The organism is Methylosinus sp. Sm6 (assembly GCF_019802345.1).
In the GTDB taxonomy this organism is placed as follows: Bacteria; Pseudomonadota; Alphaproteobacteria; order Rhizobiales; family Beijerinckiaceae; genus Methylosinus.
In genome coordinates this window covers 128,587-145,978 of the sequence record NZ_JAINDZ010000007.1, presented here as the reverse complement: position 1 = coordinate 145,978, position 17,392 = coordinate 128,587, and the positions used below count along the sequence as shown (strand labels likewise).

General features: G+C 68.7%; 17 protein-coding genes and 1 tRNA gene. 8 read left to right on the top strand and 10 right to left on the bottom strand.

Translation table 11 applies throughout. The annotated features are described in order from the left end of the window. Window positions 1-16: 16 nt before the first annotated feature. Window positions 17-1,573 (bottom strand): HAMP domain-containing sensor histidine kinase, encoded by a 1,557-nt coding sequence (locus tag K3F48_RS07220; protein ID WP_222574738.1) that lies wholly within the window; start codon window positions 1,571-1,573, stop codon window positions 17-19. Window positions 1,574-1,774: 201 nt separating this feature from the next. Between K3F48_RS07220 and K3F48_RS07215 the strand changes: the two genes are divergently transcribed. From K3F48_RS07215 to K3F48_RS07205, 3 genes are all read left to right on the top strand, one after another. Continuing rightward, window positions 1,775-2,407 carry a uracil-DNA glycosylase family protein gene (locus K3F48_RS07215; RefSeq protein WP_222574737.1) on the top strand — a complete coding sequence of 211 codons (633 nt, stop codon included), beginning with the start codon at window positions 1,775-1,777 and terminating at the stop codon, window positions 2,405-2,407. A 73-nt stretch (window positions 2,408-2,480) separates the two neighbouring features. Then, a complete protein-coding gene (locus tag K3F48_RS07210) occupies window positions 2,481-3,401 on the top strand; it encodes a polyprenyl synthetase family protein (RefSeq protein ID WP_222574736.1) in 921 nt (306 codons plus the stop codon). Window positions 3,402-3,409: 8 nt separating this feature from the next. Further along, a complete protein-coding gene (locus K3F48_RS07205; RefSeq protein ID WP_222574735.1) occupies window positions 3,410-4,117 on the top strand; it encodes a DUF1345 domain-containing protein in 708 nt (235 codons plus the stop codon). A gap of 2 nt (window positions 4,118-4,119) precedes the next feature. Here the strand turns inward: K3F48_RS07205 and K3F48_RS07200 are convergent, their stop codons facing one another. Next, a complete protein-coding gene (locus K3F48_RS07200) occupies window positions 4,120-4,401 on the bottom strand; it encodes a ribbon-helix-helix domain-containing protein (protein WP_222574734.1) in 282 nt (93 codons plus the stop codon). Beyond that, window positions 4,349-6,352 carry a glycosyltransferase gene (locus tag K3F48_RS07195; protein WP_222574733.1) on the bottom strand — a complete coding sequence of 668 codons (2,004 nt, stop codon included), beginning with the start codon at window positions 6,350-6,352 and terminating at the stop codon, window positions 4,349-4,351. The genes K3F48_RS07200 and K3F48_RS07195 overlap by 53 nt, the downstream gene beginning before the upstream one ends. Before the next feature lie 112 nt (window positions 6,353-6,464). Here K3F48_RS07195 and K3F48_RS07190 point away from each other — a divergent pair, with 112 nt between their 5' ends. Continuing rightward, window positions 6,465-7,289, top strand: a complete 825-nt coding sequence (locus tag K3F48_RS07190) for a transporter substrate-binding domain-containing protein (protein WP_255608561.1) — start codon at window positions 6,465-6,467, stop codon at window positions 7,287-7,289. 22 nt (window positions 7,290-7,311) lie between these two features. On the opposite strand, the gene K3F48_RS07185 is transcribed toward K3F48_RS07190, so the two are convergent. Then, window positions 7,312-8,583 (bottom strand): Hsp70 family protein, encoded by a 1,272-nt coding sequence (locus K3F48_RS07185; RefSeq protein ID WP_370631367.1) that lies wholly within the window; start codon window positions 8,581-8,583, stop codon window positions 7,312-7,314. 135 nt (window positions 8,584-8,718) lie between these two features. Here K3F48_RS07185 and K3F48_RS07180 point away from each other — a divergent pair, with 135 nt between their 5' ends. After that, window positions 8,719-9,657: a LysR substrate-binding domain-containing protein gene (locus K3F48_RS07180; RefSeq protein WP_222574732.1), complete on the top strand. Its 939-nt coding sequence runs from the start codon at window positions 8,719-8,721 to the stop codon at window positions 9,655-9,657. Here K3F48_RS07180 and K3F48_RS07175 read toward each other — a convergent pair. After that, window positions 9,639-10,259: a L,D-transpeptidase gene (locus K3F48_RS07175; RefSeq protein WP_222574731.1), complete on the bottom strand. Its 621-nt coding sequence runs from the start codon at window positions 10,257-10,259 to the stop codon at window positions 9,639-9,641. The two genes, K3F48_RS07180 and K3F48_RS07175, sit on opposite strands and share 19 nt — an antisense overlap. Window positions 10,260-10,533: 274 nt before the next feature. Here K3F48_RS07175 and mepA point away from each other — a divergent pair, with 274 nt between their 5' ends. Then, window positions 10,534-11,448: a penicillin-insensitive murein endopeptidase gene (gene mepA, locus K3F48_RS07170; RefSeq protein WP_222574730.1), complete on the top strand. Its 915-nt coding sequence runs from the start codon at window positions 10,534-10,536 to the stop codon at window positions 11,446-11,448. Between the two features lie 47 nt (window positions 11,449-11,495). Here the strand turns inward: mepA and msrA are convergent, their stop codons facing one another. Both msrA and K3F48_RS07160 read right to left on the bottom strand, forming a co-directional pair. Further along, the gene (gene msrA / locus K3F48_RS07165; protein WP_222574761.1) at window positions 11,496-12,074 is read right to left on the bottom strand and encodes a peptide-methionine (S)-S-oxide reductase MsrA; all 579 of its coding nucleotides are present in this window, start codon (window positions 12,072-12,074) and stop codon (window positions 11,496-11,498) included. 81 nt (window positions 12,075-12,155) lie between these two features. Then, entirely contained in the window at window positions 12,156-12,464 is a 309-nt protein-coding gene (locus K3F48_RS07160; protein ID WP_222574729.1) for a hypothetical protein, read from the bottom strand. Between the two features lie 191 nt (window positions 12,465-12,655). On the opposite strand from K3F48_RS07160, the gene K3F48_RS07155 reads away from it, so the two are divergent. Beyond that, window positions 12,656-12,745: transfer RNA gene (locus K3F48_RS07155), tRNA-Ser, on the top strand. 202 nt (window positions 12,746-12,947) lie between these two features. Beyond that, on the top strand, window positions 12,948-14,243 hold the full coding sequence (gene ispG / locus K3F48_RS07150) for a flavodoxin-dependent (E)-4-hydroxy-3-methylbut-2-enyl-diphosphate synthase (protein ID WP_222574728.1): 1,296 nt from the start codon (window positions 12,948-12,950) through the stop codon (window positions 14,241-14,243). Between the two features lie 95 nt (window positions 14,244-14,338). On the opposite strand, the gene K3F48_RS07145 is transcribed toward ispG, so the two are convergent. Genes K3F48_RS07145 through K3F48_RS07135 form a run of 3 tightly spaced genes read right to left on the bottom strand, consistent with a single transcriptional unit; the run spans window position 14,339 to window position 17,349 of the window. After that, entirely contained in the window at window positions 14,339-15,028 is a 690-nt protein-coding gene (locus tag K3F48_RS07145; RefSeq protein WP_222574727.1) for a fumarylacetoacetate hydrolase family protein, read from the bottom strand. Window positions 15,029-15,034: 6 nt separating this feature from the next. Then, complete coding sequence (locus tag K3F48_RS07140; RefSeq protein WP_222574726.1) at window positions 15,035-16,228, bottom strand: DUF1624 domain-containing protein; 1,194 nt, start codon at window positions 16,226-16,228, stop codon at window positions 15,035-15,037. Further along, window positions 16,225-17,349 carry a GTP-binding protein gene (locus K3F48_RS07135; protein ID WP_222574725.1) on the bottom strand — a complete coding sequence of 375 codons (1,125 nt, stop codon included), beginning with the start codon at window positions 17,347-17,349 and terminating at the stop codon, window positions 16,225-16,227. The genes K3F48_RS07140 and K3F48_RS07135 overlap by 4 nt, the downstream gene beginning before the upstream one ends. Window positions 17,350-17,392 lie beyond the last annotated feature (43 nt).

The following is a 17,392-nucleotide window of genomic DNA, read 5'->3' as shown; positions in this document are numbered from 1 at the left end:
GATCGCGCGTCGCCGCTCACGCGGCGGGACGCCGTCGCTCGCCGGCCGAAAGATGCGGCTGCGCATTGTCGTCCGGCTCGAATTTCGGCAGCGCGTTCATCACGCGCTCGGGCGGGAAGACGACGATCGCTTCGGTTCCCTCGCGCACCTTGGACTTCAGCTTGAACATGCCGCCGTGCAGATCGATGAGGCCCTTGACGATCGGCAGGCCGAGGCCCGTGCCCTCCTCGGCGTTCTTCTGCGCCAGAGTGCCGCGGCCGAAGGAGGACATCACCACCGCGATCTCCTCCTCGGGAATGCCCGGCCCCGTGTCCCTGATCGCCACATATTGCCCGCCGGCGCTGGTCCAGCCGATCTTCAGCGTCACCTGCCCGCCCTGCGGCGTGAACTTGATCGCATTGGTGAGGAGATTGAGCACGATCTGCCGCACCGCGCGCTCGTCCGCCCACAGGCGCGGCAAGTCGGGCTCCTTCATCTCGATCATCTCGATCCCGCGCTTTTGCGCGCGAATGGTGAGCAGATGGCGGCAATCCTCGACGACGTTGGAGAGCGACACGCTCTCCTCCTTCAGCTCGTAGCGGCCGGCCTCGACGCGCGAGAGATCGAGAATCTCGTTGATCAGCATCAGCAGGTGCTGGCCGCTCGAATGAATATCCTTCGAATAATCCTTGTAGACCGCGACCGCATGGGAGCCGAACAATTCGTTCTTCAGCACCTCGGAGAAGCCGAGAATGGCGTTGAGCGGCGTGCGCAGCTCGTGGCTCATGGTGGCGAGAAAACGCGATTTGGCGAGATTGGCCTCTTCGGCGCGGCGCCGCGCTTCGTCCGAATTGGCCTTGGCCTGCTCCAATTCGCCGATCAGATCGTCCTTCTCGATGCGGAAGAACAGGCTCTCGCGCGTCACATGATGGAAGCGCTTGGCGAGCACCACGAAGAACACCTGCGCCGCGCCGACCAATGCGAGCAGCGACAAGCTGGTATCCGCGAGCGAGGACACCCGCAGGCAGGCGACGATGGCGATGGAGATCGGCGTCACCGTCGCATAGACGGCGATCGGAATGGTGGCCGTCACCATCGTGTTGAACGCCGCCGCCAGCACCAGCATGGCGAGCACGAAGGCCTTGGCGTTGGGATCGCTCGCCTGCAGCAGCAGCGCCGCCATGGAGGCCCAGACGAGGCCATGGGCGAATTCCGCGGCGACGATCTTGCCGCGCCAATGCACGACATTGATATCCGCGTCGGCGAGCCGACCGAGGCTCTTGGCGAAGCCGTAGCAGAGCAGCAGGGTGGAGAAGGCCAACGCCGTCCAGACGATCTCGAGCTCGCCGTTCATCCAATAGCGCGTGAGCCCCGCGACCATGGCGATGAGCGCCGAGGCCGGACCGGCCGAATGGAGGCGCGCCGACGCATAGGCGCGCAGCAGCCCGACGTCGCAGCCGCGATGACCCGTGTCGGAGGTGGTGAGCTTCTCGCGCGCCTGGCGCACCCTGGCGCCGCGACGGCGGCGCTCCGAGGAGGAGCGGCCGCCCTTCTCGCGGCCGCGCTCGATCATCTCGGCGGTAATCTCATCCATGACACGCGGGATCCGAAGCAACGAAACGATCGACGCTCCTGCCGGGAGCCGCAGGGTCCCGCCTCCTCGCAACGACGAGAGAAGCCTAAGATTTCCGCGCGATCTGGTCGGCAGGTCGAGCCTTGCCGATAATGAAACACAAAGGTTAACGGGGGGCTCACGGAACATGTCCAATTGTCCGCATCGGCCGGGGACGGAGCCGTGAGCCGCGCCGGCCTCGCCGCCCTCGTCGACGCGATCGGCGCCTGCCGCCTCTGCGCCGAGCGGCCGGACGGCCCGCCGCTGCCGCATGAGCCGCGGCCCGTGGTGCGCGTGTCGGCGACCGCCAAGCTGCTCATCGCCGGCCAGGCGCCGGGGCTGCGCGTGCATCGCTCGGGGCTGCCCTTCGACGATCCCTCGGGCGACCGGCTGCGCGCCTGGATGGGCGTCGACCGCGCGACCTTCTACGACGTCGCGCGCATCGGCGTCGCCGCCATGAGCTTTTGCTTTCCGGGCTATGACGCGCAGGGAAGCGACTTGCCGCCGCGGCGCGAATGCGCGCGGCAATGGCATGACGCGCTGTTCGCCGCGCTGCCGCAGGCGGAGACGATACTGGCGGTGGGCAAATATGCGCAGACCTATCATTTGCGCCGGCTCGGCTGCGCGATTCCCGCCGGCGCGAGCGTGGCGGCGACCGTCGGCCGCTGGCGGGAGTTCTGGGATCTCGAGCCGCGCGTCATTCCGCTGCCGCATCCCTCCTGGCGCAACAGCGCCTGGCTGAAGCGCAATCCCTGGTTCGAGGCCGAGGCGCTGCCGGCCCTGCGGGCGGAAGTCGCGCGGCTCGTTCTCACTTGAAAGCGTGGCGGCGGAGCCATATTGACGTCCCGGCGCCGTTGCGCGCCATCCTCGACAGCGCGAGCCCATCTTCATGACCGACCAGGATTTCCGCCGCCGCCTCGACGAGGCCGCCGCCGTGACAGAGGCGACCCTCGACGCGCTGCTCGCGCCTTCGCCGCTCGCCGGCGAGATCGCGCGGCCCGCCCGGCTGCTGGAGGCGATGCGCTATGTCGCGCTCGGCGGCGGCAAGCGGCTGCGGCCGTTCCTGGCGCTCGAATCGGCGCGCCTCTTCGGCGTCACGGGGCCGGGCGCCGCGCGCGCGGCGGCGGCGATCGAGATGATCCATTGCTATTCGCTCGCCCATGACGATCTGCCGGCGATGGACGACGATGATCTGCGCCGCGGCCGCCCCACCGCGCATAAGGCGTTCGACGAGGCGACCGCCATTCTCGCCGGCGACGGGCTGCTGACTTACGCTTTCGACGTTCTCGCCGATCCGGCGACCCATCAGGACGCGCAAATCCGCGCGCGGCTCGTGCTGGCGCTGGCCCGCGCCGCCGGGCTCGGCGGCATGGTCGGCGGCCAGGCGCTCGATCTCGAGGCGGAGACGGCCGCGGCGCCGCTCGCGCAGGACGAAATCCTGCTGCTGCAGGCGATGAAGACCGGCGCGCTGCTGCGCGTCAGCGTCGACTTCGGCGCCATTCTCGGCGGGGCGTCGCCCCAAATAGCGGCGGCGCTCGGCCGCTACGGCGACGCGCTCGGCGCCGCCTTCCAGATCGCCGACGATATATTGGACGCCGAAGGCGACGAGGCGGCGCTCGGAAAGCGCGCCGGCAAGGACGCCGAGCGCAATAAGGCGACGTTGATCGGCCTGCTCGGCCTCGGACAAGCGCGGGCGCGGCGCGACGCGCTGGTGGAGACGGCGATCGCCGCTCTCGCCGAAACCGGGCTCGGCGCGGCCACCGCGACGCTGGCCGAGGCGGCGCGCTTCGTCGCCCTGCGCAGCAGCTGAGGCGCGGGGTGGCGGAGGCCGATCTCATCGCCCGTCACCGCCGGCGCCCGCTGCTGTGGCGCATTCTGCGGGCGCGCTCGCGGCTGTTCCTCTGCGCGATCGCCGGGACGATCGTCGGCCTGCTCCTGCCCGCGCCGTGGCGCGACGTGACCCGCGCGCTCATCGGCTGGAATGTGTTCGCGCTGCTCTATCTCGCCGTCTCCGCCGAGCAGATGGCGCGCTCGACTCCGGCTTCGATGCGCCGCCACGCGCAGCTGCAGGACGAGGGGCGCCTCGTCATCCTCCTGCTCGTCATCGCCACGGGCTGCGCCTCGCTCGGCGCGATCGTCGCCGAGCTCGGCCCCGTCAAGGGCCTCGACGGCTGGTCGAAAGCAACGCATATCGGGCTCGCCGTGCTGACCGTGATCAGTTCCTGGCTGTTCATCCATCTCGCCTTCGCGCTGCATTACGCGCATGAATTCTATCTCGAGCGGGCGAGCGCGTCGGAGCGGCCGTCCGAGCTGCGCGGCGGGCTGATCTTTCCGGGAACGGAGCCGCCGACCTATATCGATTTCGTCTATTTCGCCTATGTGATCGGCGTCGCCTGCCAGACGGCGGATGTTTCCACCTCCTCGGCGCCGATGCGCGCCGTGGCGCTGACCCAGGGCGTTCTCGCCTTCTTCTTCAACACGGCCATATTGGCGCTGATGGTGAATATCGCGGCCGGCCTCGTCTGATCTCAGCCCCGCGTTTTCGCCAGCGCCCGCTGCAGCGCGAAAACGCGCAGAGCCGAGGAGAGATTGGCCGCGCCTCTCCCGGCGTCGACGCGGGCGACGAGCGCGGCGAGCGAGCAGCCCTCCTCGGCGGCGGCGGATTTCAGCGCCTCCCAGAAGGCGCGCTCCAGCGACACGCTGGTGCGATGGCCGGCGACGACCAGCGAATGCTTGGCGAGCGCAGTCGGCGGCGAGTCAAGCGGCGCGGGGTCGGCGGAAGGCTGCGGGTCGAGGCGGCTTTTGCGCATGGCGACTGGGTTCGGGCGCGGCGGCGGCGCCATGCTCGGTCTTGTCCCAATGGTAGGGCCTGATCCACAGATCGCGCAAGGCGCGCCAGGCGGCGAGCATGAGCATCAGAGTCCATAGCGGCCGGAACAGCAACGCCGGCCACAGGCGGAAAAGGCCGCCGCGCCGCATAGCGACGAAGCGCGTCGCGAGCTCGGCGTAGAAAGCCATGACGACGACATAGCACCAGAGCCCGCTCTGCAAATTCTCGATCGGAGTCTCTGGCTGCAGCAGCCGGCCGAACGCCGCGTCGAGCACGAGCGTGCAGGCGAGCAGCGGCCCATGCAGCGGCGCCAGCACGCCGCCGACGAACATGGCGAGGACGGCGAGCGCGCCGGCGCCGCCGAGATCGCGCATGAGCCCAATGGGCGCGCGGCAGTGAACGAGCGCGGTCTGCATCCAGCCCTTCATCCAGCGCGAGCGCTGCGCGACGAGCTTGCCGAATTCGACCGGCGCCTCCTCATAAGTGCGCGAGCACATGGTGCGGGCGACATAGCCGCAACGGGCGAGGCGCAGGCCGAGATCGGCGTCCTCGGTCACATTGAACGCGTCCCAGCCGCCGAGCGCGCGCAACGCCGTCACGCGGAAATGATTGGACGTGCCGCCCAGGAAGAACGGCAGGCCGGCGGCCGAGGCGCCTTGGTTGAAGACGAGGAACAGCAGCGCGTAGTCGATCGCGAACAGCGCCGTCATCCAATTCTGCCCGCTATTGTGGATGCAGAGGCTCGCCTGGAGGCAGGCGAGCCTGTCGTCGCCCCGCGCGAACAGGGCGGCGGCCTTGCGCAACTGGTCGGGTTCGGGCGCATCCTCGGCGTCGAAGACGGCGACGAGCGAGCCGCGCAGGAACGGCAGAGCGACATTGAGCGCGCGCGGCTTGGTTCGCGGCTCGCCCGGCGGCGCGACGATAATCTCGCAATAGGGCGGCAGCGGCGCCGCGCGCAGCGCCGCCGCCGTCTCGCCGTCGTCGGCCTCGACCACGAATTTCACGTCCAGCTTGGCGTGCGGATAGTCGAGCGCCGCCATGGAGCGCGCGAGCTGCCGGGCCACGGGCGCCTCCCGGTAGAGCGCGACGACGACCGAATAGAGAGGCAGCTCCGCCTCGGCCAGCGCCCGCGCGCGCTCTTCGGCTGCGCTGTGCGCGCAGGCGTAGAGCCGCAGCAGCACATTGCCCAGAAAGGCCAGCGCCAGCAGCACGGCCGTGCCGGTGAAGGCGTCCGCGGCCGGCGCCGTCCAGGCGGCCGCCAGGATGAAGCAAAGGGGCGCGCCCGTCGCCAAGGCGCGCCGGACGCAAAGATGCGGCAGCACGCGCTCCACCGAATGGGCGGCTCCCTGTGCGAGCGCGTCGGCGGTGGCGCGGCGCAGCGATTCTTCGAACAGCGTCGGCGCGGTGATCGCATAGAGCGGACGTCCCACGGCCGCGCGAGTGAGGCCCATGAGGCGGATGATCTGCGCGCCGCGCGGCGCGAACAGCCAGCACGCCCCAGCCGGCGCGCCGGAGGCGAGGCGGGCGTATCCGCGCGCCGCATCGGCCTCGAGATCGGCGGAGGCCGCGAGGCCCTCCGGCTCGGACAGGTAAGGAACCTTCAGTTCGGCGGCGAGCGCCCGATAGAAGCGCTCCTCGGAGACGAGCCCCTCGGCGATCAGCACGGAGTCGGCGCTCGCCCGCTGCCGCCGCGCGATCGTCGCGCCATATTGCAGCAGGACCAGCGGCACGCGATGCGCGGCGAGAAAGGCGATCTCTTGCGGCAGCGGGCGGCCGGCTCCGGGCGCTAGGCTCTCGGGCGCGGCAATGGCGCGCCGACGCGGGGCGTCGGCCGGCTCGGGCGCGGCGTCCAGGCGCCGCGCAAAGCCGGATGGATCGTCGCGCCGCCCGGGCGGCCGCGGGTAAAACCTATCGACCCTGTCGACGCTCATACGCTAATGTCTCCGCGAACCGCCGCGCCGCCGTTCGCGGGACCCGCTTTCGACCGAAATGATGAAGCCAGCGAAAAAATCGATAGCTCGAGCTTGGCAAAGGCGCGCGGCTTTGACAAGCCTCCTGCTCGCGCTCGTCGCTCTGCCGCCCTTCGCGGCGGCGGGGCGCGCCGCCGAGCCCGCGCCCTCCTTCTGGGATCCCGGGCGCAAGCTGGAGAAGCCGGATCTCTCGACGATCAAGCAGATCCGCTTTCTCACCGAGGATGATTATCCGCCCTTCGACTTCGCTCTGCCGGACGGGACCATCGCCGGCTTCAACGTCGATCTCGCGCGCGCGCTCTGTGAGGAGCTGGAGGTCGCCTGCACCATCCAGCGCCGCCGCTGGGATCTCGTGATCGCCGCGCTCGAGGACGGCGGAGGCGACGCGGCCGTGGCCTCGATGGCCGTCACCGACGAGGCGCGCAAGGCCGTGGACTTCACCGCTCCCTACTATACGACGCCCGGCCGCTTCGTCATTCGCAAGGATTCGCTGCTGCCCGCCGCGACGCCGGCCGGGCTCGAGGATCGCACTGTCGCCGTCGCCGAGGGCAGCGCTCACGAGGCGTTTTTGCAGGCTTTCTTTCCGAAAGCCCGACTCGCGACCTTTCCGACCGCGCAGCAGGCGCGCGCGGCGCTGAAGGACGGTCGCGTCCATGCGATGTTCGGCGACGCGATCTCGCTCTCCTTCTGGCTCAATGGCCAGGAGGCCGGCGATTGCTGCCAATTCAAGGGCGGGCCTTTCACCGATCCCCGCTTCTTCGGCGACGGCGTCGGCATCGCCGTCAAGCGGAACAATGTCGCGCTGCGCCGGGCGCTCGACTATGCGCTTGCCCGCATCGCGCAGAAGGGCGTCTATTCGGAGCTATATTTGAAGTATTTTCCGATCGGCCCGTACTGAACACGAGCCGACCGGGCGCGCCTCACGAAAAGCGCCGCGCCGCATCGAGGCCGAGGCCGAGGCCGACGCTGCCGAACATGTCGCCCTCGACGACACGCGCCTTCGGCGCGATCGCCGTCACCGCGGCGCGTACCGCCGGAATGGCGGTCGAGCCGCCGGTCAGGAAAATCGCGTCGATCCGCTCCGCATCGAGGCCGGCCTGGCGCAAGGTCTCGGCGCTCGCCGCGCGCAAGGAGGCGAGGCGGGTCTCGACCGCCGCCTGCAGATCGGCGCGCGTCGCCGCGATCACGAGGCCCGCTTCGATCTCGGTGAGATCGATCGCGCCATGCTCCTCGGCCGATAAGGCGATCTTGGCCGCCTCGACGCCGAGCGCGATCTGATGTCCCTGCCGCGCCTCGATCGCGCCGCGCAGCCGGCGCAGCAGCCCCGGCGTCAGCGAGCGCTTCTCGAGATCGAGGAGCTCGCGCGAAATCTCCGGCGTGTAGAGAAGATTGATCCGATGCCAGGTGGCGAGGTCGACGAAATAGCCGTTGGGCACGGGGAGAATCTTGCCGCCGAAATGGCTCTTCGTCTCGCTGGCGAGGCCGAAATGCGGCATCACCGCCTTCATGCTGAGCAGGCGGTCGAAATCGGTTCCGCCGATATGGACGCCCTGATTGGCGAGCACGTCCTCGGCGCGGTCGGCCTTGGCGCGGCCCTGCGGGGAGACGCGCACGATGGAGAAGTCCGAGGTGCCGCCGCCGATGTCGGCGATGAGCGCATATTGCTCCTCGGCGACCGTCCGCTCATAGTCGAGCGCCGCCGCGATCGGCTCATATTGGAACTCGACATGGGCGAAGCCCTGCGCTCGCGCGATGCGCTCCAGCGCATCCTGCGCCTTGCGGTCGGCCTCGGCGTCGTCGTCGACGAAGCGCACCGGCCGGCCCATCACCACATGGGTGACCTCCGCGCCCGCCGCCGCATCGGCCGCGCGCTTCAGATGCGCGAGCAGGAGGCCGATGATGTCGCCATAGGTATAGGCCTTGCGCTTGATGCGCACGGTCTCGTCGAGCAGCGGGTGGCCGAGCACGCTCTTGAGCGAGCGCATCAGGCGCCCGTCGATCCCTTCGACATAGCAGCGCAGCGCCTCGCGGCCGAAGCGGGCGCCGCCCTCATCGAAATCGAAGAAGATCGAGCTCGGAATGGTGAATTTGTCGCCCTCGACCGGAATCAGCGCCGCTCCCTGCGCCAGCGCGCAGGCGACAGTGGAGTTGGAGGTGCCGAAGTCGAGGCCGCAGAAGGTGGTTTGCATCATTTGTCCAGGAGGGAGGCAGCGGGAGCGCCGGAGGAAGTCGGGCGCATTTCTAAAGATGAGGAAATTTCATCCATAGCTTGACAGGCCGCGGCTCGTCCATAGAGGATGAATCCTATTCATCTATGGAGCCGGGCGATGCGTCATCTCCCTTCGCTCGCCGCATTGCGAGCCTTCGAGGCCGCCGCGCGGCGGCAGAGCTTCAAGCTCGCGGCGGCCGAGCTCGGGGTGACTCCGACCGCGATCAGCCATCAGGTCAAGCTGCTGGAAACAGAGCTCGGCTTGCGCCTCTTCACGCGCCGCCCGCGCGAGGTCGCGCTCACGTCCGAGGGGCGCTCATTGTTCCTCGATCTCCGGCGGGCGTTCGACGCCATCGCGGATGCGATCCGCGCGCGCGGCGGCGGCGAGCGTGGAGGCGGCGAGCGTGGAGGCGGCGAGCGCCGGCAGACGGCGACTCTCGCCGCGCCCGCATCCTTCGCGGCCCGTCGGATCGTCCCGCGCGTCGCCGCCTTTCGCGCGCGCTGCCCAGGCTGGGAGCTGCGGCTGCAGATCTGCGACGACGGCGCCGACATCGGCGCCGGCGCGGCGGACGCCGCGATCGGTCACAGCGCCGGCGGCGACGGGGCCGGGCTGGCCGCGCTTCCGCTCTATGTCGACCGTTTCGCGCCGGTCTGCAGCCCCCGTGTCGACGTCCGGCGGCCTCGTCATCTCGCGACGGCGACGCTCATCCATTGCGCATCGAGCCCGAGCTGGCGGCGCTGGCTCGAGCAGCGCGGCAAGGGCCGCCTCGATCCCGACGCCGGCCTCGCCTTCGGCGACCCGGACAGCGCTATTCGCGCGGCCGTCGCCGGGCGAGGCGTGGCGCTCGCGAGCCTGACGCTCGCTGCGCCGGAGCTCGAATCGGGCGCGCTGATCCAGCCTTTCGGCCCCATGCTCGAGGGGCCGCGATACGACTTCGTCGCTCCGCTCGGCGGCGAGGAACGACCCGAGGTCGCCGTATTGAGGGACTGGGTCGTCGCCGAATTCGCGGACGAGACGGCGGCCTTCTCCGCCGCGGCTCAGAAGCCGAAGGGATAGCTCATCGGCGCGCTCTGCCAGCTCTTCACGCTGGTCACTCCGCGAGTGCGGCCGCCCGGCCCATAGGCCAGCGCGCGCGAGCGATCGGGCGCAGAGGCCAGCGCCGGAGCGGCGCGATGCGGACGATGAAGTCCCGCGACATGGCGCTTCTGCCCGCCGTGCGCGGCATAGCGGGAGGAGCTCGGCGACGAGCCGGTGATCGAGATCTGCGCGCCCTCGTCCTGCACCAGCTTGTAGAGCGCCGCGGCGTTGCCGGGCGAAAGGCGCACGCAGCCGTGCGAGGCCGGGCGGCCGAGCGCGCCGGTCGCGTAAGTGCCGTGGATCGCATAGCCGCCGTTGAAGAAGATGGAATGCGGCATCGGCGACATGTGATATTTGCGCGAATAATGCATCTTCTGCAGCCCGGTGGGCGCGAAGCTGCCGCGCGGCGTCACATAGCCGGCGCGCGCCGTGGACACCGGCCAGCTATAGGAGCCTTTGGAGGACTCGACATGCATGCGCTGGGTCGAGAGATCGATATGAATCTGCACGGTGGCCCATGCCGCGCCGATCGACGCGAACAGCGCCGGCACGACGAGCGCGAGAACTTTCAAGAAACGCATGACTATACTCCCACGAACTCGAGACACATGCCGCACAGCTAGCGCGGCATAGAACCGTGGTCTCTACGTAAGGGCAATCTATATCCGACGGTAAGGTTGACGCCAAAGCCGAAATTTTCGTCGCGGCGCCGGAGCGGAGACGAATCCACTCGTCGTTTTCCTGCTCGATGACCAAAATCCGCCGGAATTTCGCCGGATTGCGGCGTTTGATGCGAAACGGCCGCCGCGCGGCCGCCACGAGCCGTCGGCCCTCGGGCCGAGAGGAGCCGCTCCCATGGTTTATCTGCGACCCGCGATTTTTATGCTTGCGCTGCTCGTCGGCGGCGCCGCGCTCGCGCAGGACCGAGGGACGCTCGATCCGAGGCCCCTGCCGCCGCTCGCCCGTCCGTCCGATCCGGCGACGCCGGCCAAGGAGCTGTTCGGCCGCGCCGCCGGCCCGGCCCCGCTCGATCCCGAGCCGATCGGCTTCTATTCCCACGGCTGCCTCTCCGGCGCCGAGGCGCTGCCGGCCAATGGGCCGAGCTGGCAGGTCATGCGCCTATCGCGCGGCCGCTATTGGGGGCATCCCGATCTCATCGCCTTTCTGCAGCGGCTGGCGCCGGCGGCGGCGCAGGCCTCCGGCTGGCCGGGCCTGCTCATCGGCGACATCTCACAGCCGCGCGGCGGACCCATGCTGACCGGCCACGCCTCGCATCAGATCGGCCTCGACGCCGACATCTGGCTGACCCCCATGCCGCGGCGCGAGCTCTCCCGCGCCGAGCGGGAGGACATGTCGGCGACCAATGTCGTGCGGGAGGATCGGCTGGACGTGGACCCGCAGGTCTGGACCGAGGGGCATATGGCGGTTCTGCGGACCGCCGCGCAATCGCCGCAGGTGCAGCGGATTTTCGTCAACGCCGCGATCAAGCGGGCGCTCTGCCGCTCGGCGAGCGGCGACCGGCGCTGGCTCGCCAAGGTGCGCCCGATGTTCGGGCACGATTACCACTTCCATGTCCGGCTGTTCTGTCCGCGTGGCGCCGACAGCTGCAAGGATCAGGACGAGGTGCCGCCGGGCGACGGCTGCGACGCCTCGCTCGCCTGGTGGTTCACCGAGGAGGCGCTGCACCCGAAGAAATCGGCCAAGACCTGGCCGCCGATGACCATGGCGGGCCTGCCGGCCCAATGCCGGCAGGTGCTGAAGGCCGAATAGAGCGCTTTCCGATCGAACGGATCGTTCGATCGATCAGAATTCGCGCGTCAGGCGGGCTCCGCGCCGAGTCCCGCCGGGCAGGCGACGCCGGTGCCGCCGAGCCCGCAATAGCCGTCGGGATTCTTGGCGAGATATTGCTGGTGATAGGCCTCGGCGTAATAAAAGGGCGGAGCCGGCGCGATCTGCGTGGTGATCGGGCCATAGCCCTTCGCGCTCAGAGCCGCTCCATAGGCGCGGCGCGACGCCTCGGCGAGCCGCAGCTGCGCGTCCGAAGAACAGAAGATCGCCGATCGATATTGCGTGCCGATATCATTGCCTTGCCGGTCGCCCTGGGTGGGGTCGTGGCTCTCCCAGAAGGTCTGCAGCAGGGTCTCGTAAGAAATCTGCGCCGGATCGAACACGACGAGCACCGCCTCGGCATGGCCGGTGCGGCCCGTGCAGACCTGCTCATAGCTCGGATTTTCGGTCGTCCCGCCGGCATAGCCGACCGCGGTGACGAAGACGCCGTCCCCGAGGCGCCAGAAGCGCCGCTCCGCCCCCCAGAAGCAGCCCATGCCGAACACGGCCTGCTCGAGGCCCTGCGGGAAGGGACCGCGCAGGGGGTGATGATTGACGAAATGCTCCATCTCGGTCGCCGCCTTTCCGGCCTGCCGCTGCGTTTGCGCCAATATGGGATCGGCCGGCCGCGGGCGGAAGGCCCGCGGGCGTCATCGCGCTGGAAAATCGATGGCTCGGCGGCGCTTGCGGCTGGAGACGATGAGCAGGGCGCCGAGGAGGGTGAGCGTGAAGCTCAGTGGGGCGCGCAGCAGCAGGCTCGCGAGCGGCCCCCAGAACTGGCGCTCGGCGGCCGCCTGCCAGGCCTTCATTTGAAGCGGGAAGAGATCGGCCGCGGCGGCGCCGAGCGGAACCGCGCGCAAATCGCCGCCGGCGAGCGAGCGCGTGCCGTCCACGATGAGGGCCGCAAAGCCGCCGGCGAGCAAGAGGAGGCCCGCGAATCGAATGAGCAATCTGAGCATGGGGTCGTCTCGACGCGCCGCTGCGCAACCTCGAGGAATAGATCGCGCGCGCGCCGCTGTCCACGCCGGGACGGCCGCAAAGCGAGAAAAGCGGAAAAGCGCGCCTCGACGCGTAGATAAGATTTGCGCTCGGCCCGCGCCTGAATATAGTGCGCCGCCATCCCGCCCGGCGATTTGCCCGGCGGGAACACGGAGGGGTGGCCGAGTGGTTGAAGGCGCACGCCTGGAAAGTGTGTATACGGGAAACCGTATCGCGGGTTCGAATCCCGCCCCCTCCGCCAGAAGATTTGTGCAAATGTATCGACCTTATTCTGTATGCGCGGCTCTGGTGGATTGCAGTCCCGGCATCTGCCCAGCGCGTCTCTTGCCGCCGCCACGAACATGCGCCCCATCGTCGACTTTGCGGGCGCGCGTCCGCTCAAAGGCTTGACGGACGCCTCGTTCCGCCCCACCAAGGGCTCGAGCCCAATGGGGAGCCAGACTATGACCGACGCGACCGATTCCGCCCTGCCTGAGCCGGTGGCCGCCGAGCCGGCGCCGCGCCAAAGGACGCGCGCCGTCGTGATCGGCAGCGGGGCCGGCGCCGTCGCCGTCGGCGGCGGCGCGCCGATCGTCGTGCAATCCATGACCAACACCGACACGGCCGACGTCGAATCGACCGTGGCCCAGGTCGAGGCGCTGGTCCGCGCCGGCTCGGAGCTGGTGCGCATCACCGTCGATCGCGACGAGGCCGCCGCCGCCGTGCCGCACATCCGCGACCGGCTGGCGCAGAAGGGGATCGAGGTCCCGCTGGTCGGCGATTTTCACTACATCGGCCACAAGCTGCTCGCCGATCATCCGGCCTGCGGCGAGGCGCTGGCCAAATATCGCATCAATCCGGGCAATGTCGGTTTCAAGGAGAAGAAGGACCGGCAGTTCGGCGCCATCGTCGAGCTGGCGATAAAGCACGGCAAGGCCGTGCGCATCGGCGCCAATTGGGGCTCGCTCGACCAGGAGCTGCTGACCCATTTGATGGACATCAACGCCAAGGCCGCGGCGCCGCTCGATATGCGCGCGGTGACGCGCGAGGCGCTGGCGCGCTCGGCGCTGCTCTCGGCCGAGCGCGCGGAAGAGATCGGCCTCTCGCGCGAAAGAATCGTCATTTCCGCCAAGGTGTCGGCGGTGCAGGATCTCATCGCCGTCTATCGCATGCTGGCGCAGCGCAGCGACTATGCGCTGCATCTCGGCCTCACCGAGGCCGGCATGGGGTCGAAGGGCGTCGTCGCCTCGGCGGCGGCGCTCGGCGTGCTGCTGCAGGACGGCATAGGCGACACCATCCGCGTCTCGCTGACGCCCGAGCCCGGCGGCGACCGCGCCAATGAGGTCCGCGTCGCGCAAGAAATCTTGCAGACGATGGGCTTCCGCACCTTCGTGCCGCTGGTCGCGGCCTGTCCCGGCTGCGGGCGCACCACCTCGACCGTGTTCCAGGAGCTGGCGCGCGATATTCAATCGCACATCCGCGAGCGCATGCCCGCTTGGCGGCGGCAATATGCCGGCGTCGAGACGCTGAATGTCGCGGTGATGGGCTGCATCGTCAACGGGCCGGGCGAATCGAAGCACGCAGACATCGGCATCTCGCTGCCAGGGACCGGCGAGGCGCCCACGGCGCCCGTGTTCATCGACGGCAAGAAGGCGATGACCCTGCGCGGCGAGGGGATTGCGGAAGAGTTCACCCGCATCGTCGACGATTATGTGGCTCGCCGCTTCGGCGGCGCCACGGAGGGCGAAGCCGCCGAGTGACGCGCGATCCTTCTCCCACGAGTGGGAGAAGGATCGCGCGTCGAGAGTCGGCTCACGAAGCAGTTATTTTGCCGTGTCGCCGCTCTCGAGCTCCGTTACCGCTCGACTGCGATCTCCACCGCGCCCACGCCTTCGATCTCTCCGGCGACATGGTCGCCCGGAACGATCGGGCCGACGCCCGCCGGCGTGCCGGTGAAGATCAGATCGCCCGGCTCCAGCCGCACGAATTGCGAGAGAATGGCGATGATCTCGGCGGTGCTCCAGATCATCTCGGAGAGATCGGCGTCCTGCCGCGTCGCGCCATTCACCGCGAGGCGGATGCGCCCGGCGCGCGGATGGCCGATGCGCGCGGCGGGCGCGATGGCGCCGAGCGGCGCCGACTGGTCGAAGCCCTTCGCGAGGTCCCAGGGACGCCCGGCCTTGCGCGCCTGCGATTGCAGATCGCGGCGCGTGAGATCGATCCCCGCCGCATAGCCGAACACATGCTCGAGCGCCGCCTCCTTCGCTATGTCGGCGCCGCCGCGCGCGAGCGCCGCGACCAGCTCGATCTCGTGATGCAGATCATGCGTGCGCGGCGGATAGGGAAGGGTCGCGCCGCTGGCGACGACGGCGTCGGCGGGTTTTGTGAAGAAGCAAGGCTCCTCGCGCGGGTCTTTGCCCATCTCGCGCGCATGGGCCGCGTAATTCTGGCCGACGCAGAAGATGCGCCGCACCGGAAAGCGCCGCGCCGCGCCAGCGATGGCGACGCAGGGCGGCGTCGGCGGCGGAAAGACGAATTCGCTCATCGCGCCTCACAAATAGCCGAGCCACCAGTCGCGCCGGCGCCGCTTCACGCCGGCGAACCAGACACAGGCCGGATAGATTGCGGCCATGATCGCGATCCAGGCGAGATAGACGCCGGCGAGGCCGACGCCGTAATTTTCCGGAACGGCCCCGGAGCGGAAATCGAGCCCCTTCAGATCGACGCCCTTTATCGTCTCGACGACGAAGGCGGCGATCAGGATCGCATAGAGATGGAGAACATAAGCGAAAAAGGGCACGCGGCCGAAGGTTGCGAGCACGCGCGCCGCTGCGCCTCCGAGCCGCTCCAGCGCCGGCAGCAGCAGCAGGCCGATGCCGAGCGTGACCAGAGCATAGAGCAGTGAGGGCGGGTATTTGGTGACATTCACGAATGACAGCGCCGTGCGCGCGGCGTCGGGATAATGCGTCCAGAGCTTCGCGTCGCCATAGACATTCGACGCGCGCAGCAGCGCAAACAGCGCGAGCGCGGCGAGGCCGAGAGCGGTCAGCGCGCGGGCGCGCCGCTCCGGCGGCCACAGGAACACGGGGCCGAGGCCATAGCCGACGAAGATGACGCCGATCCAGGGCAGGATCGGATAATAGACTTCGCCGCGCAGGCCGAAGGGCAGCGGGCCTTTCTCGTGCAGAACGGTCCACAGCGGCGCGAGATCGCCGAGCTCTCGCGCATGCACGCCGTCGAGCAGATTATGCGAGGCGAGGATGACGACGCCCGTCGCCAGCGTGACGCCGGTCGGCAAAAAGACGAAGGCGGCGAGCGCGATCATGCCGCAGCCGATCGCCCACAGCGTGCCGAGCTCGATCGCGCCGGAGCCGACCGTCCACACCGGGCTGATGAGAACAGCGTCGATCAGGATCAGCCAGAGGCCGCGCGTCCATAACAGGCGCGACAAGGCGCGCGGATCGGCGAGCGCGAGGCCGTGCAGAAAAGCGGAAACGCCGGCCAGAAAGGTGAAAGTCGGCGCGCAAAAATGGGTGATGAAGCGCGTCAGGAACAGCGCCGGATAGGTGCGGTCGAGATCGGTCGGATCGAAGCGCAGCGCGTCGCCGTCGAAGAAGTCGCGCACATGATCGAGCGCCATGATCACGATCACGAGGCCGCGCAGCCGGTCGATCGACGGCAAACGCGCGCCGGCCGCGAGCGTCGCGGCCGGCGCGGCGGCGCTCGCGTCCGCCGTCGCGCTCATGCGCGGGCTCGCAGCACATTGGTCTCGAAGGCCTCGCGGATCGCCATCTCGTCCAGCTTGCGGCCGATGAAGACGAGGCGCGAAACGCGCGTCTCGTCCGCGCGCCATTCGCGCTGCAGATCGCCGTCGAGGATCATATGCACGCCCTGGAAGACGAAGCGGCGCGGCTCGTTCTCGAAGGCGACGATGCCCTTGCAGCGCAGGATATCGGCGCCTTCCGTCTGCACGAATTCGTTGAGCCAGGGCACGAAGAGATTGGGGTCGACCTCGCCCTCGTGACGGATCGACACCGAATGCATCTCCTCGTCGTGATAATGCTTCAGCCCATGGCTCTCGCCATGATGGTCATGTGCATCATGGTCATGGTCATGGTCATGGTCATGGTCATGGTGATCGTGGCCGCAGTCCGGACCGCATTCGTGATCATGCGCGTGATGCTGATCATGATGGCCATGATCGTGGTGGTCGTGATCCTCCGCCTCGAGGAAGCGCGGCTCGATCTCGAGGATGCGGTCGAGATCGAAGGCGTTGCGTCCCAGCACCGCATCGAGCGGAACGGCGGCCTTCACCGTGCGATGCAGCGTCGCGTAAGGGTTGATCGCGCGAATGCGTCCCTCGACCTCGGCGAGCTCCTGCCCGGTGACGAGATCGGTCTTGTTCAGCACGATCACATCGGCGAAGGCGATCTGGTTCTTCGCCTCGGGCGCGTCGGCGAGGCGCTGCGCCAGAAATTTCGCATCGGCGAGCGTCACCACGGCGTCGAGCCGCGCCGCCTCCTTCACATCGGCGTCGACGAAGAAGGTCTGCGCCACCGGCGCCGGATCGGCGACGCCGGTCGTCTCGACGATGATGGCGTCGAATTTGCCGCGCCGCTTCATCAGCCCCTCGATGATGCGGATGAGATCGCCGCGCACGGTGCAGCAGATGCAGCCGTTGTTCATCTCGAAGATCTCTTCATCGGCGCCGACGACGAGGTCGTTGTCGATGCCGATTTCGCCGAATTCATTGACGATGACGGCGTAGCGCCGCCCGTGCTGCTCGGTGAGGATGCGGTTGAGAAGCGTCGTCTTGCCGGCGCCGAGATAGCCGGTGAGAACGGTGACGGGAATTTTGTCGGTCAAACTCTGTCTCCTGATTCCGGGCGACCGCGTGAGGCTCGCTCAA

Excerpts from the sequence above, each read along its gene's own strand:
- K3F48_RS07175 (WP_222574731.1), bottom strand. The coding sequence starts at position 10,259 with ATGCGTTTCTTGAAAGTTCTCGCGCTCGTCGTGCCGGCGCTGTTCGCG.
- K3F48_RS07220 (WP_222574738.1), bottom strand. The coding sequence starts at position 1,573 with ATGGATGAGATTACCGCCGAGATGATCGAGCGCGGCCGCGAGAAGGGC.
- K3F48_RS07160 (WP_222574729.1), bottom strand. The coding sequence starts at position 12,464 with ATGCTCAGATTGCTCATTCGATTCGCGGGCCTCCTCTTGCTCGCCGGC.
- ispG (WP_222574728.1), top strand. The coding sequence starts at position 12,948 with ATGACCGACGCGACCGATTCCGCCCTGCCTGAGCCGGTGGCCGCCGAG.
- K3F48_RS07210 (WP_222574736.1), top strand. The coding sequence starts at position 2,481 with ATGACCGACCAGGATTTCCGCCGCCGCCTCGACGAGGCCGCCGCCGTG.
- K3F48_RS07140 (WP_222574726.1), bottom strand. The coding sequence starts at position 16,228 with ATGAGCGCGACGGCGGACGCGAGCGCCGCCGCGCCGGCCGCGACGCTC.
- K3F48_RS07145 (WP_222574727.1), bottom strand. The coding sequence starts at position 15,028 with ATGAGCGAATTCGTCTTTCCGCCGCCGACGCCGCCCTGCGTCGCCATC.
- msrA (WP_222574761.1), bottom strand. The coding sequence starts at position 12,074 with ATGGAGCATTTCGTCAATCATCACCCCCTGCGCGGTCCCTTCCCGCAG.
- K3F48_RS07180 (WP_222574732.1), top strand. The coding sequence starts at position 8,719 with ATGCGTCATCTCCCTTCGCTCGCCGCATTGCGAGCCTTCGAGGCCGCC.
- K3F48_RS07185 (WP_370631367.1), bottom strand. The coding sequence starts at position 8,583 with ATGATGCAAACCACCTTCTGCGGCCTCGACTTCGGCACCTCCAACTCC.
- K3F48_RS07200 (WP_222574734.1), bottom strand. The coding sequence starts at position 4,401 with ATGCGCAAAAGCCGCCTCGACCCGCAGCCTTCCGCCGACCCCGCGCCG.
- mepA (WP_222574730.1), top strand. The coding sequence starts at position 10,534 with ATGGTTTATCTGCGACCCGCGATTTTTATGCTTGCGCTGCTCGTCGGC.
- K3F48_RS07195 (WP_222574733.1), bottom strand. The coding sequence starts at position 6,352 with ATGAGCGTCGACAGGGTCGATAGGTTTTACCCGCGGCCGCCCGGGCGG.